This window comes from Pseudoxanthomonas spadix, from assembly GCF_003703395.1.
Classification (GTDB): Bacteria; Pseudomonadota; Gammaproteobacteria; order Xanthomonadales; family Xanthomonadaceae; genus Pseudoxanthomonas_A; species Pseudoxanthomonas_A spadix.
This window is the reverse complement of the sequence record NZ_RDQN01000003.1, coordinates 40,051-59,161: the sequence shown is the minus strand read 5'-3', so window position 1 is coordinate 59,161 and position 19,111 is coordinate 40,051. Positions and strand designations below refer to the sequence as shown.

General features: G+C 67.7%; 17 protein-coding genes and 1 pseudogene. 8 read left to right on the top strand and 10 right to left on the bottom strand.

All coding sequences use genetic code 11. The annotated features are described in order from the left end of the window. Positions 1-88 precede the first annotated feature (88 nt). On the top strand, positions 89-871 hold the full coding sequence (locus D9R12_RS05480) for a CHAD domain-containing protein (RefSeq protein WP_122228903.1): 783 nt from the start codon (positions 89-91) through the stop codon (positions 869-871). 66 nt (positions 872-937) lie between these two features. Here D9R12_RS05480 and D9R12_RS05475 read toward each other — a convergent pair whose 3' ends face one another. Then, positions 938-1,369, bottom strand: coding sequence for an Lrp/AsnC family transcriptional regulator (locus D9R12_RS05475; RefSeq protein WP_122228901.1), 432 nt, complete (start codon positions 1,367-1,369; stop codon positions 938-940). A gap of 178 nt (positions 1,370-1,547) precedes the next feature. Here D9R12_RS05475 and D9R12_RS05470 point away from each other — a divergent pair, with 178 nt between their 5' ends. Further along, positions 1,548-3,044, top strand: a complete 1,497-nt coding sequence (locus D9R12_RS05470) for an aminotransferase class III-fold pyridoxal phosphate-dependent enzyme (RefSeq protein WP_122228899.1) — start codon at positions 1,548-1,550, stop codon at positions 3,042-3,044. A 171-nt stretch (positions 3,045-3,215) separates the two neighbouring features. Here the strand turns inward: D9R12_RS05470 and D9R12_RS05465 are convergent, their stop codons facing one another. Continuing rightward, positions 3,216-4,376: an NHL repeat-containing protein gene (locus D9R12_RS05465; protein WP_122228897.1), complete on the bottom strand. Its 1,161-nt coding sequence runs from the start codon at positions 4,374-4,376 to the stop codon at positions 3,216-3,218. Between the two features lie 158 nt (positions 4,377-4,534). Between D9R12_RS05465 and D9R12_RS05460 the strand changes: the two genes are divergently transcribed. Next, a complete protein-coding gene (locus D9R12_RS05460; RefSeq protein WP_122228895.1) occupies positions 4,535-6,868 on the top strand; it encodes a TonB-dependent receptor plug domain-containing protein in 2,334 nt (777 codons plus the stop codon). 189 nt (positions 6,869-7,057) lie between these two features. Beyond that, on the top strand, positions 7,058-7,690 hold the full coding sequence (upp, locus tag D9R12_RS05455) for a uracil phosphoribosyltransferase (protein WP_122228893.1): 633 nt from the start codon (positions 7,058-7,060) through the stop codon (positions 7,688-7,690). 81 nt (positions 7,691-7,771) lie between these two features. On the opposite strand, the gene D9R12_RS05450 is transcribed toward upp, so the two are convergent. The 6 genes and pseudogenes from D9R12_RS05450 to rsmD all read right to left on the bottom strand — a co-directional run bounded on the left by D9R12_RS05450 (position 7,772) and on the right by rsmD (position 12,741). Continuing rightward, on the bottom strand, positions 7,772-8,665 hold the full coding sequence (locus D9R12_RS05450; protein ID WP_122228891.1) for an MBL fold metallo-hydrolase: 894 nt from the start codon (positions 8,663-8,665) through the stop codon (positions 7,772-7,774). Positions 8,666-8,781: 116 nt separating this feature from the next. Then, a pseudogene (gene ggt / locus D9R12_RS05445) lies at positions 8,782-10,452 on the bottom strand (gamma-glutamyltransferase); the annotation flags it as partial. 98 nt (positions 10,453-10,550) lie between these two features. After that, positions 10,551-10,799: a YfhL family 4Fe-4S dicluster ferredoxin gene (locus tag D9R12_RS05440; protein ID WP_122228887.1), complete on the bottom strand. Its 249-nt coding sequence runs from the start codon at positions 10,797-10,799 to the stop codon at positions 10,551-10,553. Between the two features lie 279 nt (positions 10,800-11,078). Beyond that, positions 11,079-11,579 (bottom strand): hypothetical protein, encoded by a 501-nt coding sequence (locus D9R12_RS05435; protein WP_122228885.1) that lies wholly within the window; start codon positions 11,577-11,579, stop codon positions 11,079-11,081. A gap of 57 nt (positions 11,580-11,636) precedes the next feature. Further along, complete coding sequence (gene coaD, locus D9R12_RS05430; RefSeq protein WP_014160098.1) at positions 11,637-12,137, bottom strand: pantetheine-phosphate adenylyltransferase; 501 nt, start codon at positions 12,135-12,137, stop codon at positions 11,637-11,639. Positions 12,138-12,186: 49 nt separating this feature from the next. Beyond that, positions 12,187-12,741, bottom strand: a complete 555-nt coding sequence (gene rsmD, locus D9R12_RS05425) for a 16S rRNA (guanine(966)-N(2))-methyltransferase RsmD (RefSeq protein WP_122228883.1) — start codon at positions 12,739-12,741, stop codon at positions 12,187-12,189. A gap of 239 nt (positions 12,742-12,980) precedes the next feature. Here rsmD and htpG point away from each other — a divergent pair, with 239 nt between their 5' ends. From htpG to D9R12_RS05405, 4 genes are all read left to right on the top strand, one after another. Next, on the top strand, positions 12,981-14,897 hold the full coding sequence (gene htpG, locus D9R12_RS05420; RefSeq protein ID WP_122228881.1) for a molecular chaperone HtpG: 1,917 nt from the start codon (positions 12,981-12,983) through the stop codon (positions 14,895-14,897). Between the two features lie 182 nt (positions 14,898-15,079). Next, on the top strand, positions 15,080-16,495 hold the full coding sequence (ftsY, locus tag D9R12_RS05415; RefSeq protein ID WP_122228879.1) for a signal recognition particle-docking protein FtsY: 1,416 nt from the start codon (positions 15,080-15,082) through the stop codon (positions 16,493-16,495). Positions 16,496-16,661: 166 nt separating this feature from the next. Then, positions 16,662-17,732 (top strand): A/G-specific adenine glycosylase, encoded by a 1,071-nt coding sequence (gene mutY, locus D9R12_RS05410; protein WP_122229404.1) that lies wholly within the window; start codon positions 16,662-16,664, stop codon positions 17,730-17,732. Between the two features lies 1 nt (position 17,733). Further along, the gene (locus D9R12_RS05405) at positions 17,734-18,012 is read left to right on the top strand and encodes an oxidative damage protection protein (RefSeq protein WP_122228877.1); all 279 of its coding nucleotides are present in this window, start codon (positions 17,734-17,736) and stop codon (positions 18,010-18,012) included. Between the two features lie 2 nt (positions 18,013-18,014). On the opposite strand, the gene D9R12_RS05400 is transcribed toward D9R12_RS05405, so the two are convergent. Together D9R12_RS05400 and D9R12_RS05395 are read right to left on the bottom strand one after the other, a co-directional pair. Then, positions 18,015-18,482 carry a DUF6491 family protein gene (locus tag D9R12_RS05400; RefSeq protein WP_122228875.1) on the bottom strand — a complete coding sequence of 156 codons (468 nt, stop codon included), beginning with the start codon at positions 18,480-18,482 and terminating at the stop codon, positions 18,015-18,017. 79 nt (positions 18,483-18,561) lie between these two features. After that, positions 18,562-19,044: a DUF6491 family protein gene (locus D9R12_RS05395; RefSeq protein ID WP_170159158.1), complete on the bottom strand. Its 483-nt coding sequence runs from the start codon at positions 19,042-19,044 to the stop codon at positions 18,562-18,564. Positions 19,045-19,111 lie beyond the last annotated feature (67 nt).

Genomic DNA, 19,111 nt, shown 5'->3' with positions numbered 1-19,111 from the left:
GAAGATCACCACGGATTTCGCCGACGAGCCCAAGTTTTGTTGTTATTGATCAATTCTGTTGGCGAAAAACAGGACAGGAACGGCACCCATGGATTCTCGCGATACCCCGAAGGTGGGCGCCAAGGCGCATGCGCTGGCACAACGCCAGGGCCGCGCCATTCAACGCGGCTTGTCCGGACAACCGGATCTGCACCGCGGCGTCCACCTGGCACGCAAGGCCATCCGTCGGCTGCGGGCACTGCTGGCGCTGGTGGATGGCCGGTTCGAGCAAGTGGCGGCCATTGATCGCGCCCTGCGCAAACTCGGCGATGGCCTGTCCGCATTGCGCGATGCCCACGTTGCAGTCGAGCTCGCCCATGCCTTCGCCGCAGGGGACAACACCGACCGATGGCAGCCGATGATCTCCTACCTGGTGCAAAGGCAGGACCGGCTGGCCGCCCGACTGCTGGCACGCGACCCGGGATTCGATCGCCGCCGCGCCATCGTCAGCCGCCAGATGGCAGCGCTGGACGCTGTGGAATGGCGCCGGCTGCGCAACAAGGATCTGCGTGCTGGCCTGGAGCGGAGCCTGGCACGCCTGGCCCGTGCCGAACGGCGCGCACGCAAGGAACCTTCGGCCGAGAACCTGCACCGGTTCCGCCGCCGCGTGCGTCGGCTGCGCATGCAGCAGGAAGCCCTCCGCTCGCTGGCCCCCAACCTGGCCAAGGACCCGGCCAACACCGGCAAGGACCTGCGCTCGCTGCGCCGGCGCAGCGACCACCTCGGCCGGCGCCAGGACGTGCTGGCACTCTGCGGATTGGTTCAGCGCGCTCCCGGTATTCCCGATCGCCGGCGCCTGCTCGACCAGCTGCGCGAGCAGCTCCCTTCCTGAGCGCGCCCACCATCGCCGCCTCGCCCATGGCGCTTGCGGACGAGGACAAGATGGGGGTCCAAATCCTCAGCGCTCGAACTTGGTCGACAGTACGATCGAGGAAGTGGTCCGCTCCACCCCTTCGATCTGGCCGATCTGGTCGGTCAGCACGTCCATTTCGCCCACGGTCGGCGTGGTCCCCAGGGCGATCAGGTCGTAGGGGCCGCTGACCGAATGCAGCACCCGCACCTGCGGCATGGCGCGCAGGGCCCGGGTCACCGCCGGCATCTGCTTGGGACGCACGGTGATCATGATGTGGGCGCGGATGTGGCCGTGCTCGACCTCGTCGGCCAGGCGCACGGTGTAGCCGCTGATCACACCCTGGCGCTCCAGGCGTTCGATCCGGCTCTGCACCGTGGTGCGCGACAGGGCCAGGCGCCGGGCGATCTCGGCCACCGAGGCGCGTGCGTTCTCGCGCAGAACCGAGAGCAACAACTGGTCGGCCGCCGAAACCTTCATTTCCACCAATCCGCTCGTCATTGCGCCGAAATCTACCACCCGTTTGCGCGGATCGGCCCTGCCGAACGACGAGCTGCTTTCCCGATAATGGGGGCGAGCCCGGCGCCGCTGCGACTGCCCCGTCCGCGGCGGTCGTCGCAGCCGCCCGCCCTGCCTGCCGTTTCCTGAGGAGACCACCATGTCCGTGACCGCCCTGCTGGCCCCGCTGCGCAGCCGTGCCGGCGCCGTCCAGACCCCCGGCCTGGACCAGGCGACCCTGGAGCGGCTGGCCGCCGGCCATCCGGACCTGGGCCGGGCCATCGACGCGGCCGCCGCGCAGTTTGCCGCGCTGGAAGATGAGTTTGACGAACTCCTGGACCTGGACGAAGCCGACCAGGTGGCCGCGGTGCAGGCCGGCTATGTCAATTTCTACCCCGACGATGCAGTCAACCCGTATGTGGCCCTGGCCGCGTGCGGTCCGTGGGTGGTCAGCCTCAAGGGCGCGGTGCTGTTCGATGCCGGCGGTTACGGGATGATCGGTTTCGGCCACACCCCGCAGCCAGTGTTGGAGGCGATGGCGCGGCCGCAGGCGATGGCCAACATCATGACCCCCAGCCTGTCCCAGCTGCGCTTGGAACGCGCCCTGCGCGCCGAGATCGGGCATACCCGTGGCGGCTGCCCGTTCGCCAAGTTCATGTGCCTGAATTCGGGCTCGGAGGCGGTCGGCCTGGCCACGCGCATCGCCGATGTCAACAGCAAGCTGATGACCGACCCCGGTGCGCGCCACGCCGGCCGCACGATCAAGCGCGTGGTGGTCAAGGGCAGCTTCCACGGTCGCACCGACCGGCCGGGGCTGTATTCGGATTCCTCGCGCAAGGCCTACCAGCAGCACCTGGCCAGCTATCGCAACGAGACCTCGGTCATCGCGGTGGCGCCGTACGACGAGGCCGCGCTGCGCAAGGTGTTTGCCGATGCGCAAGCCCACGGCTGGTTCGTCGAGGCGGTGTTGCTGGAGCCGGTGATGGGCGAAGGCGACCCGGGCCGGGCGCCGCCCGCCTCCTTTTATGCGCTGGCCCGCGAACTGACCGGCGAGCACGGCAGCCTGCTGCTGGTCGATTCCATCCAGGCCGGCCTGCGTGCCCACGGGGTGCTCTCGGTGGTGGACTACCCGGGTTTCGAAGACCTGGACGCGCCGGACATGGAGACCTACTCCAAGGCACTCAACGCCGCCCAGTACCCGCTGTCGGTGCTGGCCCTGACCGAACACGCCGCCGGGCTGTACCGCAAGGGCCTCTACGGCAACACCATGACCAGCAACCCGCGGGCGCTGGAGGTGGCCTGCGCAAGCCTGGCCATGCTGACCCCGCAGGTGCGTGCCAACATCCGCAGCCGCGGCGCGCAGGCGGTGGCCAGGCTGGAACACCTCAGGGCCGAACTGGGCGGACTGATCACCAACGTACAGGGCACCGGCCTGTTGTTTTCATGCGAACTGGCGCCGCAGTTCAAGTGCTATGGCGCAGGTTCGACCGAGCAATGGCTGCGCCAGCACGGGCTCAACGTGATCCACGGCGGCGCCAACTCGCTGCGCTTCACCCCGCACTTCAATCTGGACCAAGCCGAGCTGGACCTGATGATCGACCTGGTCGGCCGGGCCCTGCGCGAGGGCCCGCGCAAGCAGGAAGCGCAGGCGGCGTGATCTCTGCACCTTCTCCCTTCGGGGGAGATGGCGCGAAGCGCCAGATGAGGGGATGGCGGCTTCGATGCAATCGCGCCCGGACTGTGGCAACTCTACCAAGCATGTTGCCAGCGGTGACCAGTGCAATGGCGAAAACGGCAGGCGACTTGTTCATCGCCAGGGCTTTCATGTTCAGCGCTCGCATGCCGGCAGTTTCAGCGCGGCCGCAATGTCGCGCCAGTCAAACGCGGACACGGCCACGTCCAGGTGCGAGGCGTAGAACACGCCCTGCGGAAAACGTGCATCGCCGCGCTCCTCCAGCCAGACGCCGTCGGTCAGGCCGGTGACGTTGCCGACGAAGGAGCCGGCGTGTTCCAGGGTCCTTCGGTCGAACAGGTGGAACACCGTGCGGTCGTCGAACTGATCGCTGGCCAGCCACCAGCCGCTGCCGTCCCGGCAACGCATCAGCGCGATGCCCTCGGCCTGGGCCTTGTAGTTGGCCGCACCGACATCGCGGCCTGCGTACTTGCCGTCCAGCGTGTATTCGCGCAGGCGAGTGCCTGTCGGGATGTGCTCCTCGGCGATCAGGAGGCGGTTGTTGGCCGCGTCGCCAAACACCGATTCGGCCACCCGGATCGCGCCGGCTTCGCTGGTATCGCCGAAGTGGCCGGCCGCGCCGGCCGTCCACCGGCCGCCCTCCCGGCGTACCTGGTAGCGACGCAAGCGCCGGTCCAGCTCGGCCAGCGGCGGAATGATCTCCTCACCGTTGGCGTTTTCGCCCAGGGTGTAGTTGTCGCTGACGATCACCTGGTAGCCTTGGCCATGCCTGCGTACCCACAGCCCATAGGGCTGAAGGAGTTCGGCGTCGCCAAAGGCCAGCAGTGGCTTGAAGTCCGGCAAGGCGAGCATCTGCACGCGATGGTTATCGCGTTCGACCACGAAGACATATTGGTCGTCCACCGTGGCGATGCCGTTGGGACGGTTCAGCTGCCCCGGTCGCGTGCCGGAACTGCCGACGCTGCGCAGGCGCTGGCCGGTATCGCCATCGTAGATGATCAGCTGGTCGGTGGACTTGGCCGTGGCCGCGACCATCAGCCTGCCATCCTGCAGCCAGCTGGCCGGCGAATCGACGTTGTCTTCGGGCGCCGCCACGCTGACCCAGGCCTCCTTCACCACCACGTGCGGAATGTCGGCCCGGTGCTGGCTGAAAAGCAGGGCCGCCTTGCCCTGCTCGTCGCCTTCCTTGCCGTGCCCGGCCTGCATGACGGGCGCCGCCGAGGGCGCCGTGGTCGAACAGGCTGCGAGCAGCAGCAGTGCGGCAAAAGGAACGCTGCGGTTGGTCACGTGGAGCATTCCCGTCCTGCCTGAGTGAAACCGGCCAATCTATGCACGACGCATGACGGTTTGGTTGCCATTGCCGGGCTCGCCATTGCTGCCGACATCGTCATGTTTCCGCCATGTCCCCCACGTAGAAAAAAGCCCGCTTAACTTTTTTTCGACGGGGCTCACACATGAAACATCACGCACTGGCCATCGGCCTCAGGCGTGCGCTCGCTTGCGCCGCACTGTTTCCCGCCAGCGCCGCCTGGTCGCAGACCACCATGCCGGACGGATCGACCCAGGCCCAGGCGAAACAGCTCGACACGCTCGTCGTGCAGGGCGAAATCGCCTACCGCAACCGCACCGATGACATCGAACCGGTGCTGAGCTACGACCTGGAATACTTCCAGCGTTTCGAACCGAACACCGTCGGCGACATGGTCAAGCGCCTGCCCAGCGCGGTGTTCATTTCGGACATCATGGAATACGACGGGGTGCGGATGCGCGGCCTGGATCCGGGCTACACCCAGGTCCTGATCAACGGCAAGAAGGTACCGGGCGCCGGCGACGACCGCTCGTTCTGGGTAGACCGCATCCCGGCAGAAATGGTCGACCACATCGAAATCCTGCGCAGCAACAGCGCCAACCGCAGCGGCGACGCCGTCGCCGGCGCGATCAACATCGTCCTGCGCGATGCCTACCTGTTCGAAGGCAGCTACGTCCGCCTGGGCGCGAACCGCTACTACGACGACGAAGTCAACCCCACCTTCGGCGCCGTGACCAGCGGCCAGGCCCTGGGTGGGCGCATCCTTGCCGGCGTCAATGTGCAGGACCGCTACAACGCCAAGATCAAGCGTTCCGACCGTTTCAACGACCCGTCGATGGAAGAGCGGGTCAGCTGGGAAGACCAGACCGAAGTCAAGGATGGCCGCGACTACTCGGGCAACATTTCCTATACCGCCGATGTCGGGCAAACCGGACGCGTCAACATCAACGGCTTCTACGTCAAGACCGATCGCGACGTGACCGAGGTTTCGCACGAGGTGGAATACGACGACCAAGACGTGATCGAATCCGACGTGCCTGGCCTGAATCCCATCAACCAGAAAAACTGGGGCATCGGCGCCGGTTACAAGTTCGACATGTCCGGCGGCACGACCGAATTTGACCTCGACCATGCCCGCTTCGAAGACGACAGCTCGGTGACCGAGGAAAAGCACGAATACGTCAATGGCCAATGGGACGCCTCCGAAGCCGAGGCCCAGTCGGTCGATGCCAGGGATACCGAAACCAGCCTCAAGGTTGCGCACAGGCGCGCGATCGGCGCCGCCACCGAACTGGAATTGGGCGTGGACTACCGCACCAAGGAGCGCGACATCGCCTACACCAACTATGCGTGGGAAGCCGAGGAGGAAGGCGACTCGGTGGTCTACGAACTGGATGGCCGCCTCGCCAGCGTGATCGAGGAAGATCGCCTGGACCCGTACATCATGTTCTCGGGCAGGGGCCAGCGCTTCTCGTGGGAAGCGGGCGTGCGCTATGAAACCACCCAGTCGGACATCACCTACAGCGAGGACGGCGAAGCGCAAGGCGCTGCCAGCAAGGACTACAACGAACTGCTGCCGTCGCTGCACCTGAAGTGGGATCTGACCGACACCGACCGGGTCAGCCTGTCCCTGGCCAGGAGCGTCAAGCGCCCGAACTTCAACGAGCTGATTCCGGCCCTGCTGGACGGCGAGTACGGCGACAACGACTACCTCGGCAATCCGCTGCTCGAGCCAGAGACCGCCGTCGGCATCGATCTGGGCTTCGAGCATCGCCTCGGCAAGCACGGTGTCATCGGCATCAACTTCTTCTACCGCGATGTGAAGGATCTGATCGAACTGGTCAACACCGGCGAGCCGAGCGAGGACGCGCTGGACGGCTACGCCGATGACATCGAGGACTACGTGGAGGAAAACGGGGTCAGCGAGGAAGACGCCATCGCTGCCAATCCATTCGACCCGGAAAGCTGGGTGTTCACCTCGGCCAACGTCGGCGACGGCAAGGTCTATGGCGTCGAATTCGACCTTTCCACCCCGCTGACCGCGTTGGGTCTGCCGAACACCGGCGTGTTCCTGAATTACTCGTACCTGGACAGCAAGGTCGACGACTTCCTGGGCGAGCGCCGCTTCAACAACCAGGCCAAGTCGGTCTACAACATCGGCTTCATCCATGACCTGCCGGATCTGGCCGCCAGCTTCGGCGTGACCTACCGCAAGCAGGGCGACGCCTACAGCCGCATCCTGGCCGAGGAAGTGACCACCAGCTACGGCGAAGACCTGGAACTGTTCGCCGAAAAACGTTTCGGCGACAGCTTCTCGATCCGCTTGAGCGCCGCCAACCTGCTGGATGCCTCGAAGGACGAGTTCATCCACAAGTTCGACAACCAGGCCGACCAGCAAGAGCGCGATTACGACGAATACGAACTGGAAACCGAAGAGGCCGGGCCACGGTACCAGGTGGTCATGCGCTGGGCGTTCTGATCGCGTCCTGCCTGCGGCACGAAGAGGCCGACCGAGCGTCGGCGTTTTCGCAAGCCGGGCCGCGCTGCCGTGCAGGCGGACATGCACGGGTGGCCGCATGGCACGCAACGGCGCGGCGGCGCGGGGCCAGCCTTAGCAAGGCACGGGACTTTGGTGCAGACTTGCCGGGTCGAGCCCTGGTAACCCTGCATGAAGCACGTCCAAGTCCGCCACCCCCTGGTCCGCCACAAGCTCGGCCTGCTGCGCGATGCGAGCCTGAGCACCAAGGGCTTCCGCGAACTGGTCACCGAGCTGGGCACGCTGCTGGCCTACGAGGCCACCGCCGACCTGCACACCGAGGTCGGGATCGTGCAGGGCTGGGCCGGCGATGTGCAGGTCCAGAAGATCGCCGGCGCCAAGATCACCCTGGTGCCGATCCTGCGCGCGGGCTTGGGCATGCTGCCCGGCGTGCTGGCGCTGATCCCGGCCGCGCGGGTCAGCGTGGTCGGCCTGCAGCGCGACGAGCAAACCCTGCAGCCGGTGCCCTACTTCGAACGCCTGACCGGCCGCCTGGAGGAGCGCGATGCACTGATCCTGGACCCGATGCTGGCCACTGGCGGCACCCTGATCGCCACCATCGACATGCTCAAGCGGGCCGGCGCGCGACGGATCAAGGGCATCTTCCTGGTCGCAGCGCCGGAGGGCCTGAAGGCACTGGAAGCGGCGCACCCGGACGTGGTGGTCTACACCGCGGCCATCGACGAGCGCCTCAACGAGAAGGGCTACATCCTGCCCGGACTGGGCGATGCCGGCGATCGGATCTTCGGCACGCGGCTGGGCTGAAGGCCGCGTGGGAGCCGCTACAGCGGCGATGGAACTTCGCAGTGAAACCCCATCGCCGCGGTCGCGGCTCCCACGGGCTTGTTACTGCGCCAGCGGCTGCGCGCGCAGCTCGGCCACTTCCTGCGCGGTGCCGAAGCGCCCCTTTTCATCGCGCGTGACCTGGGCCAGGGCGCAGTCGGTGTCGTGGGTAAAGAACAGCCGCACATCGCGTGCCAGCGCATCCTCCAGGAACGCGCGCTTCTCATCGATCAGCAGTTCGGGGTTGCGGTCGTAGCCCATCGTGATCGGCACGTGCACCCAGAAGCGCCCCGGAATCAGGTCGGCGCAGAACGCCACCCCGCCGTGCGCCATCCCATCGTTGTCGGTGTCGGCACCGACGATCTCGGCCAGCATCAGGCCCGGGGTGTGGCCATCGCTGTAGGAAAACCGCACCGCCTGGCCCAGCGCGCGGGCATGGGCGCCCTCGACGATCTCCAGCCGGCCGCTGGCTTCCAACAGACCGGGCAGTTCGGGGATGAAGCTGGCCCGGTCGCGCGGGTGTGGCGCCCTGGCCCGCTGCCAATGCCGCGCACCGACCAGGAAGGTCGCATTGGGAAACAACAGCCGCGGCCCCTGGCCCTGCGCCCACGGCGCCAGCAGCCCGCCGGCATGGTCGAAGTGCAGGTGGCTCAGCACCACCACGTCGATGTCCTGGTGCAAGAAGCCGGCTTGCGCCAGCGACTGCAGCAGCACGTGTTCGGATTCGACCACGCCGTAGCGCTGGCGCAGGTTCGGTTCGAAGAACGCGCCGATGCCGGTCTCGAACAGTACCGTCTTGCCGTTGATCGGGGTGGCCAGCAAGGCGCGGCAGGCCAGGTCGATGCGGTTGTGCTCGTCCGGCGGCGCCCACCTGGCCCACAGCGCGCGCGGCGCATTGCCGAACATCGCCCCGCCGTCGAGCTTTTGCGAATTGCCGATGATGGACCACAGTTTCATGCGATCGCTCCCGAAGACTGCAGCGCCTCCGCCAGGCGCGCGATCCCTGCGCACCCCCGATGCACGCAGGGTAACGCGCAGGCGCCGCTTGCCTGGATGATGCGTGCGCCTGCGGCCTACGGCGTGCCCGGCCGCACCAGGGCCGCGCCGACCGGGTTGCGCGGGTCGCTGCCGCCGCTGAGGGTGTTGGTCTTCCTGTCCCACTCCACGGTCTGCAGATTGCCCCACACGTGGCTGGAACCGCGCCCGCCGGCGGCAGTGTCGCCGGGCAGCTTGAGCTTGTGCCCCATCGCTTCAAGGCCCTTGGCGGTCGCCCCGTCGAAGGTGCCGCTTTCGGCCTCGATCAGGTCCGGCAGCCATTGGTGGTGGTAGCGCGGCAGCGCGGCCACCTGCTGCGCGGTCAGGCCGTCGTCATAGCCGAGGATGCCCAGCAGGACCATGGTGATGATGCGGCTGCCACCGGGCGTGCCGAGCACCGCGGACTTGTCGGCATTTTCCATGAAGGTCGGGGTCATCGAGCTCAGCGGGCGCTTGCCGGGCTTGGGCGCATTGGCCTCGTAGCCCATCACCCCAAAGGCATTGGGCGTGCCAGGTTTCAGGGCGAAGTCGTCCATCTCGTCGTTGAGTAGGACCCCGGTGCCCTTGGGGATCAGCCCCGAGCCATACAGCAGGTTGACCGTCTGGGTGGCGCCCACGCGGTTGCCCTCGGCGTCGATGATCGAAAAATGCGTGGTCTCCTCGTCTTCCAGCGGCGTCGGATTGCCCGAGAGCAGGTCGCTGGGCGTGGCCTTTTCAGGATTGATGGTCGAACGCAGGCCCAGCGCGTAATCCTTGCTCACCAGCACCTTCTGCGGAATGGTGGTGAAGTCCGGATCGCCCAGGAAAAAGGTACGGTCGCGATAGGCGCGGCGCATGGCTTCGACCGTCAGGTGCGTGCGCTGCACCGGGTCCATGCCCTTCAGGTCGTAGCCTTCCAGGATCTGCAGCATCTCGGCCAGTGCAATGCCACCGGAGGACGGCGGCGGCGCGGTGGTGATCTTCCAGCCCTTGTAGTCGAACTGGATCGGCGCACGTTCCTTGACCTGGTAGCTGGCCAGCTCGGCGGCGGTCCACTTGCCGCCGGACTGCTTGACGCCGGCCAGCAGCTTCCGGGCGGTTTCGCCCTTGTAGAAGCCGTCGCGGCCGTGTTCGGCCAGCAGGGTCAGGGTGTGCGCCAGCTCGGGCTGCCTGAAGATATCCCCGGTCTGGATCGGCCTGCCGTTGCGCAGGTAGACCTCACGCGTACCGGGATACTTCTCCATCTCCTCGCGGCGCAGGGCATAGCCCTTGGCCATGCGCTCGTAGACCGGGAAGCCCTCGCTGGCGATGCGGATGGCCGGGGCCAGCGACTGCTTGAGCGGCAGCCTGCCGTACTTGCCCGCCAATTCCACCAGTGCCGCCGGCAGGCCGGGAATCCCGGCCGACCACGGGCCGTTGATCGACCTGGACGGGTCCAGGTTGCCGGCCTTGTCCAGGAACTTGTCCGGCGAGGCCGACTCGGGCGCGGTTTCGCGCGCATCGATCATCACGTCCCTGCCGGTGCTGGCCTGGTGCAACAAAAAGAACCCGCCGCCGCCCAGGCCCGAACTGATCGGCTCGACCACGCCCAGGGTGGAAGACACCGCCACCGCCGCATCGAAGGCGTTGCCGCCCTGGGCGATGATCTCCAGGCCGGCCTCGGTGGCCAGCCTGTGCCCGGAGGCGATGGCCGTGCCAGGCGGATGCGCGGCCGGGGCCGCGGTGGAGGCCTGCTGCGCACTGGCAGCGACCGCAAGCAAAACCGTCAGGGCGACGGCAATCAGTCTCGAAAGTTTCACGCACGCTCCAAGATAAGGGCCGGACGGCGTCAACCGTCCCGCAGGCGCTGGAATTTGGCCAGCAGGTCCTCCCGGGTCTCAGGATACGCCGGGTCCGGGTCGATGCACTCGACCGGGCAGACCACCACGCATTGCGGTTCGTCATGGTGGCCGACGCATTCGGTGCAACGCGCCGGATCGATGACATAGATGTCCTGGCCCATCGAAATGGCCTGGTTGGGACAGGCCGGTTCGCACACGTCGCAGTTCACGCACAGGGAATTGATCTTGAGGGACATGCGGGCACTCGTTGCGCCGGGGCTACCGTCTTGGTGGGGGTGATGGGGGCAAGGCCCAAGCCCTTGGCCGCAGCAGTGGCCATGGCGGCGATGGATGGCTGGGAAAGGCTGATCGCCGCCATGGCGGCTCCCACTGGACCCCCTTCCGCCGGGAGCGGAGCAGGCTGCCTGCTGCGGGAAGGCAAAAGCGCTGGACCCCCGCTTTCGCGGGGATGGAGGAGGCATGCCTCCTCCGGGAGTGGCAAAGGCGTGGCCGCGGTGCGGCCACGCGCCACTTCGTCACTTGGCTTCGATGAAGACGTATTCGGCGCCGCTCGGTGCCACGGCGGCCTTGACCCGGTCGTTGTCGACCGCGGCGCCAACGAACAATACGCGTGCGCCCTTGAACGAGCCGGGTTCGGCCTTGGCGAAGGAGGCCACGATCAGGTCGGCCATTTTGGCGCTGGACGGCGAACCGAAGGCCACCATGTTGCCGGCGGTCACCCCGCGCTGGACGGCATTGCCGACCTGCTCGGCCAGGCGGTCGTACTTGCCCTGGAAATCACTGTCGGTCTCGGCCGGCAGGTAGTACATGATCGGCGAGTTGCTGATGGTGCCCATGTTGCGGCCGACCACGTCCTGCAGGTAAGGCTTCCAAGCCGCGTCTTCGGTGCCGGTCGGGGCGGTCATCGGCGTGGCTTCGGCCTGCTGCGCGGGCGCCTCTTCCTTTTTGCACGCGGCCAGGGACACGACCGACATGCCCAGGCAGGCGGCCAGCATCAGGCGGTTGGTGGACTTCATGGGTACAGCCTCCGGTTGGGATCTTTCAGGGATGTTCTGGCAGGAAACGCGGGTCGCTCAGTCGGCGTTTTCGCGCGCCTCGGACAGCGCCCGGGCCACCGAGGCCGGCACGAAGCTGGACACATCACCGCCCAGGCGCGCGACCTCGCGCACCAGGGTCGAGGAGATGAAGCCGAACTGCTCGGCCGGGGTCATGAACAGCGTTTCCACGTCGGGAATCAGGTGCCGGTTCATGCTGGCCATCTGGAATTCGTATTCGAAATCGGACACCGCGCGCAGTCCGCGCAGCAGCACCCCGCCGCCGACCTTGTGCACGAAATCGGCCAGCAGACTGTCAAACCCGGTGACTTCCACGTGCCGGTGATGGGCCACTGCCTCGCGGGCCAGGGCCACGCGTTTTTCAAGCCCCAGCGCCGGGCCCTTCTTCTGGCTGGCGGCCACCCCGATCACGATGCGCTCGAACAGCGGCGCGGCACGGTCGATCAGGTCGATGTGGCCGTTGGTGATCGGATCGAAGGTGCCCGGATAGACCGCGGTCCGGATGGGCGACACGCTCATTGAGGGATGTACCGTCGGAAAGTTCGCCGTTCAGTGTAGCAGCGGCCAGTCAGCCGGGCGCGCGGGCCAGGGTGTAGCGCACCTGTCGGGTGCTGCCCTGGCGATGGACCAGATAGCCCGGCGGCAGCGCCGGGGCCTGCGCGTGCGGGGACTCGATGTAGAGCCAGGCGCCGGGGGCCAGCAGCCGGGGAAGCCGGGCCAGCACCGTGTCCCACAGGCCGGCGGCAAATGGCGGATCAACGAAGGCGATGTCGAAGGCCGCAGCGGCCTGTTGCTCCAGCCAGGCCAGCGCGTCGGCATTGACGATCCTGGCTTGGTCGGCGGCTTTCAGTCTTGTCACCACCTGGTCCAGCTGGCGGGCCAGGCCGGGGTCGCGTTCGACCAGCACCGCGCTGTCGGCGCCGCGCGAGAGCGCCTCCAGCCCCAGTGCGCCGGTGCCTGCAAACAGGTCCAGGACCCGGGCGCCGGCCAGCTGCCCGGTCAGCCAGTTGAACAGCGTTTCGCGCACCCGGTCGCTGCTGGGGCGCAGGCCCGGCAGCGCGGGCACGGCCAGGCGGGTGTTGCGCCAACGGCCGCCGACGATGCGGACCTGGCCGGTGTCCATGGCGCTGGACGGTTGCGCGGCTGGCTTCGAGGGCGGACGGGGCATCGCGGCGCGGGCTGGATCGGGCCGCCGATGATAACGATCCGGGCGCCCTGCAGCCGCGCTGTGGAGCGGGGCCTGGCGGCCGTTCCAACCGCGGCCGCCCACCGGCGCCGCCCTTGAAAATCGCGCTTCCACCCACACCCCGAAGATCCATCGGCCGCCCTGCGGCCCGGCCAACCCACGGAGCACGAGCCCTCATGACCACTGCCACCGAAACCCACAAGGAAACATTGGGCTTCCAGACCGAGGTCAAACAGCTGCTGCAGCTGATGATCCATTCGCTGTACTCCAACAAGGAGATCTTCCTGCGCGAGCTGGTGTCCAACGCCGCCGACGCCGCCGACAAGTTGCGCTTCGAGGCGCTGACCAATCCCGGCCTGCTCGAGGGCGACGGCAGCGACCTGCGCGTGCGCATTTCCTGCGATGCCCAGGCCCGGACCATCACCATCGACGACAACGGCATCGGCATGAGCCGCGAGGAAGCCATCGCCCACCTGGGCACGATTGCCAAGTCCGGTACCGCTGATTTCCTTGCCCACCTGTCCGGCGACCAGAAGAAGGACGCCAACCTGATCGGCCAGTTCGGGGTGGGCTTCTACAGCGCCTTCATCGTCGCCGACCGGGTCGATGTCTACAGCCGCCGCGCCGGCCTGCCGGCCAGCGAAGGCGTGCACTGGTCTTCGGCGGGCCAAGGCGACTTCGAGGTGGCCACCATCGACAAGCCGCAGCGCGGCACCACCATCGTGCTGCACCTGAAGGAGGACGAAGCCGGCTTCGCCGACCCCTGGCGCCTGCGCGGCATCGTCAAGAAGTACTCCGACCACATCGCCCTGCCGGTGGAACTGCCCAGGCAGCAAGCCACCGGCGAGGATGCCGACAAGCCCGCCGAACCGGAGTGGGAAACGGTCAACCGCGCCAGCGCGCTGTGGACCCGGCCCAAGAGCGAGATCCAGGACGAGGAATACCGCGAGTTCTACAAGCACATCTCGCATGACTTCAGCGACCCGCTGGCCTGGAGCCACAACAAGGTCGAAGGCAAGCTGGAATACACCTCGCTGCTGTACGTGCCGGCGCACGCGCCGTTCGACCTGTACCACCGCGACGCGGCCAAGGGCCTGAAGCTGTACGTGCAGCGGGTCTACATCATGGACCAGGCCGACCAGTTCCTGCCGCTGTACCTGCGCTTCATCAAGGGCGTGGTCGATTCATCGGACCTGCCGCTCAACGTCTCGCGCGAGATCCTGCAGAAGGGCCCGGTGATCGATTCGATGAAGTCGGCGCTGACCAAGCGCGCCCTGGACATGCTGGAGAAGCTGGCCAAGGACAAGCCTGATCAGTACGCCACGTTCTGGAAGGAATTCGGCCAGGTGCTCAAGGAAGGCCCCTCGGAGGACTACGCCAACCGCGAGAAGATCGCCGGCCTGCTGCGCTTTGCCTCCACCAAATCCGGTACCGATGCGCAGGAGGTGGCCCTGGCCGATTACGTGGCGCGCATGGTCCAAGGCCAGGACAAGATTTACTACCTGACCGGCGAGAGCTACGCCCAGGTCAAGGACAGCCCGCACCTGGAGGTGTTCCGCAAGAAGGGCATCGAGGTGCTGCTGCTGACCGACCGCATCGACGAATGGCTGATGCAGTACCTGACCGAGTTCGACGGCAAGGCCTTCGTCGATGTCGCCCGTGGCGACCTGGACCTGGGCGCGCTGGAAAGCGAAGAGGACAAAAAGGCGCAGGAAGCTGCGGCCAAGGACAAGGAAAAGCTCATCAACCGCCTGAAGCAGGCGCTCGGGGAGGATGTGTCCGAAGTGCGCATCTCGCACCGCCTGACCGATTCGCCGGCGATCCTGGCCATCGGCGAAGGCGACATGGGCCTGCAGATGCGCCAACTGCTGGAAGCCAGCGGCCAGAAGGTGCCCGAGGCCAAGCCGGTGTTCGAGTTCAACCCGACCCATCCGCTGATCGAGCGGCTGGATGCGGAAACCGACGAGGACCGCTTCGGCGACCTGTCGCGGGTGCTGTTCGACCAGGCCGCCCTGGCCGCCGGCGACAGCCTCAAGGATCCGGCCGGCTACGTGCGCCGGCTCAACAAGCTGCTGCTGGACCTGGCGCGCTGACGCTTGAAAGCCCCCTCCCACCGGGACAGCAAGTCCCGGCTTAGGGCGGGGCGCTGGAGGCGAGGCGAGCAGGATCGGGTCGCCTATCGTTGTTGCAGGTTGGCGTGCATGCCGGGCGCCGGCCGTTTCCAACCCCGGTGTTAGCATTTCGGCCCCGGTTTCTCCCCATTCCAAGGTTGCACATGGTCAGTTTCTTCCGCCGCAAGAAGCCCGGGGACGCGCCGTCCGGTCAGGACGGCAACACCCGGCGCTACAGCGTGGAGGAGCTGGCTGCGGCCTTCCCCGAACCCCGGCCGGCCGCGCCGAAGCAGGTCGATGCAGCCGCCGCGATCGAACGGGCCAGACACGGCGCGCCCGACCAGGCGCCAGCAACGCCGCCGCGGACGCCGGACACCCAGACCTTCGCGCCGGCCGATGGCGGCCAGCCGGAGTTCGTGGTGCCGGCGCCTTCGCCACTGCGCGCAGAACCCACGCCGCTGCCAGTCTCACCAGTGGCGGCCGAGCCGGCGCCCGCTCCGGTCGCCCCCGCGCCGGCCCCGGCCGAGCCGGCTGCGCCGCCGGTCATGGCCCTCGCGCCGGAGGTGCTCCCGCAGCCGGTCGCGCCTGCCCCTGCCCCTGCCCCCGAGCCGATCGCCAGCGGCAGCCTGGGCACCGCCGAGCGCCCGGCCGCGCCGGCCGGCAAGGCCGGCTGGCGCGAACGCCTGCGCGGCAGCGTGTTCGCACGCAGCTTTGGGGGCCTGTTCTCGCGCAACCCCAGGCTTGACGAGGATCTGCTGGATGAAATCGAGACCGCGTTGATCACCGCCGATGTCGGCGTCGGCGCCACCACCGCCCTGGTCGAGGCCTTGCGCAAGCGCATGAAGGCGCGCGAGTTCGCCGATGCCAACGCGCTGCTGGCCGCGCTGCGCGCCGAGCTGATCGCGATCCTCAGGCCGGTCGCGGTGCCGCTGGTGATCGACCCCCAGGACAGGCCGTTCGTGGTCCTGACCGTGGGCGTCAACGGGGTCGGCAAGACCACCACCATCGGCAAGTTGGCCAAGCGCTTCAAGGACGACGGCTACAGCCTGATGCTGGCCGCCGGCGACACCTTCCGCGCCGCGGCAGTGGCCCAGCTGCAGGCCTGGGGCGAGCGCAACGGGGTGACCGTGGTCGCCCAGGGGCAGAACGCCGACGCGGCCTCGGTCGCCTTCGATGCGCTGCAGGCCGGCAAGGCGCGCGGCACCCAGGTCCTGATCGCCGACACCGCCGGGCGCCTGCATACCCAGACCGGGCTGATGAACGAGCTGGGCAAGATCCGCCGGGTGCTGGGCAAGCTCGATCCTGCCGCTCCGCACGAAGTGCTGATGGTGATCGACGGCACCACCGGCCAGAACGCGCTCTCGCAGCTGCGCCAGTTCCATGCCGCAGTCGGGGTGACCGGCCTGGTGGTGACCAAGCTGGACGGCACCGCCAAGGGCGGCGTGGTGTTCGCGCTGGCCCGCGAGTTCGGCATCCCGATCCGCTACGCCGGCATCGGCGAACGCCCGGAAGACCTGCGCGTGTTCGACGCCGAAGCCTTCGTTGATGCACTGCTGCCGGAGGCGCTGGGCAGCGCCTGACGCTTGAGCCCCTCTCCCGCTGGGCAGCGCTTGATGCTTGAGCCCCTCTCCCGCTGGGAGAGGGGTTGGGGTGAGGGTGCAGTACATCGCAATACCACAGCTGCGCGCAGCTTCGCCCGAACCCTCTTCCAGCACTCCGCGCCGGCTTCTCCCGCGTGCAGACGCAATAAAACCAGCACGAGCCAGCCAGCCCATCGACACCTTCGCCACCAACCTGCTGACCTGGTTCGACCAGCATGGCCGCCATGACCTGCCCTGGCAGCATCCGCGCACGCCCTACCGGGTGTGGCTGTCGGAAATCATGCTGCAGCAGACCCAGGTGCGGGTGGTGATTGGCTACTTCGAGCGCTTCGTGCAGGCCTTCCCGACCCTGCCGGATCTGGCCGCGGCCAGTTTGGACGAGGTGATGGCGCAGTGGGCCGGGCTGGGCTACTACGCCCGTGCCCGCCACCTGCATGCCGCCGCCAGGCGCTGCGTCGAACTGCATCACGGCGAGCTGCCGCGTGACTTCGATGCGCTGCACGCACTGCCCGGGGTCGGCCGCAGCACCGCCGGGGCGATCCTCTCGCAGGCCTGGAATGCGCGCGTGGCAATCATGGATGGCAACGTCAAGCGCGTGCTGTCGCGCGTGCACGGCATCGCCGGCTGGCCCGGCCTGCCGGCCATCGAAAGGCAGCTGTGGACACGGGCGATCGACCACCTGCGGCACGTGCCCGACGGGCGCCTGGCCGACTACACCCAGGCGCAGATGGATTTGGGCGCCACCCTGTGCACGCGCGCCAATCCGGCTTGCCTGCTGTGCCCGCTGTCAGGCAGCTGCGTGGCCTTCGGCCAAGGCCTCACCGAAACGCTGCCCACGCCCAAGCCCGGCAAGCCACTGCCCGAACGCCGCGCGGTGATGCTGATGGCCTTCGATGGGCAGGGCCGGGTGCTGCTGCAACGGCGCCCGCCGGTGGGCATCTGGTCGGGACTGTGGTCATTGCCGCAGGCCGATGACAGGTCCGCAGCGCGGCTCTGGTTCGACGCACACCTCACAGGTGATTTCGACCAGGCCGACGCACTGGCGCAGATCCCGCACACCTTCACCCACTACCGCCTGCACATGCAGCCGCTGCGCTGGCGGCGCCTGACGCCGCGCGCGGCGGTAGGCGACAATACCGACCTGCGCTGGGTCGCACCCGGCGAACTGGCGACGCTGGGCCTGCCTGCGCCGATCCGCAAACTCCTGGATGCCTGACATGCCCCGCACCGTGTTCTGCCAGTACGAGAAAAAAGAAGCCCAAGGCCTGGACTACGTGCCCTACCCGGGCGAGCTGGGACAGCAGATCTTCCAGCATGTCGGCAAGGCCGGCTGGACCGCCTGGCTGGCGCACCAGACCATGCTGATCAACGAAAACCGCCTGTCCCCGCGCACGCCCAAGGACCGCGCTTTCCTGGAAAGCGAACTGCGCAAGTTCCTGTTTGGCGAAGGCGCCGACAAGCCAGCTGGCTACGTCGCTCCGCCTGAGGAGCGCTGATTTCAGCGATCGGTGGGCACCGCGTCGCGCTCGGCCGTGCGCGCCTGGCGCAAGGCCTTCTCGGACGCACGGATCGCCTGGGTGTCGAGCGGGCGGATCGTCTCGATCCGGCAGGTGAGGTTGAACCCGGGCGGCCGGTCGAGGGTCTTCACCCGGTCCAGCCCGGCCGACACCTGCCCCAGCAGGTTGGTGATCAGGATCGTGGAGGCTCTGTCCAGCCCGTTGCAGCCGCCACCGCCAAATTCGAGCAGGTAAGCCTCATTGGGCTTGGTCCACACCGCCAGCGCCTCATCACCCAGCGCCGTCCAGCCGGTGAGCTGGCGCGAATAGCGGAAATCGCGCTGCGGCTGGCCGGCGTGCTCGCGATACAGCGCCAGGCGCTGCTGATCGCTCAGGCCGGTGGTGGCACAGCTGGCCAGCGCCGCCGCACAGACCGCGGCGGCAAAGGTCAATGGGATCGAACCAGGCATGGCGAAGACTCCTGTGCATCTGGGCGCCGGGAAAGCCATCACACGCGTGTGTGAGGCAAGCGCCCGTGAGGACGCGCCTTCAGTTTTCCATGTCCGGCGCCGGCTGCGCCGCGCGCTCGGTGGACCTGGCCTCGCGCAGCTGCTTCTGCGCCTGGCGCAGCGCCTTGACGTCCAGTGGCCGGATCGTGTCGATCCGACAGGGCATGCGGAAGCGGCTGGGCGGCCCGCCCAGCACCAGGACCTGGTCGAACTTGGCGTAGACCCGGCTGCCCTGGCTGGTCACGGTGATGGCCGGTGCCACGTCAAGGTCCAGGCAGCGGCCCGGCAGCTCCAGCAGGAACGCCTCGCTCGGCTTGGTCCACACCGCCAGCGCAGTGTCGCCCAGCGGCACCCAGCCGCTGAGCTGACCGAACAGCGTGAAACTCTTGACCGGCTCGCCGGCGTGAGACCGGTACAGGGCCAGTTCCTGGGCATCGCTCAGCCCGGTGCTTGCGCAGCCGCCCGCAAGCAGGGCCAGCAAGGTCGCGGCGGCAGCGAAGCAGAGGCGGGCCTTGCGCTGCATGGGCGTGGCCTCGGGCAAGGCGCCACCGCGGGGAAGTCGGCGATGCAGCGCCGCTTGCACGGTGATC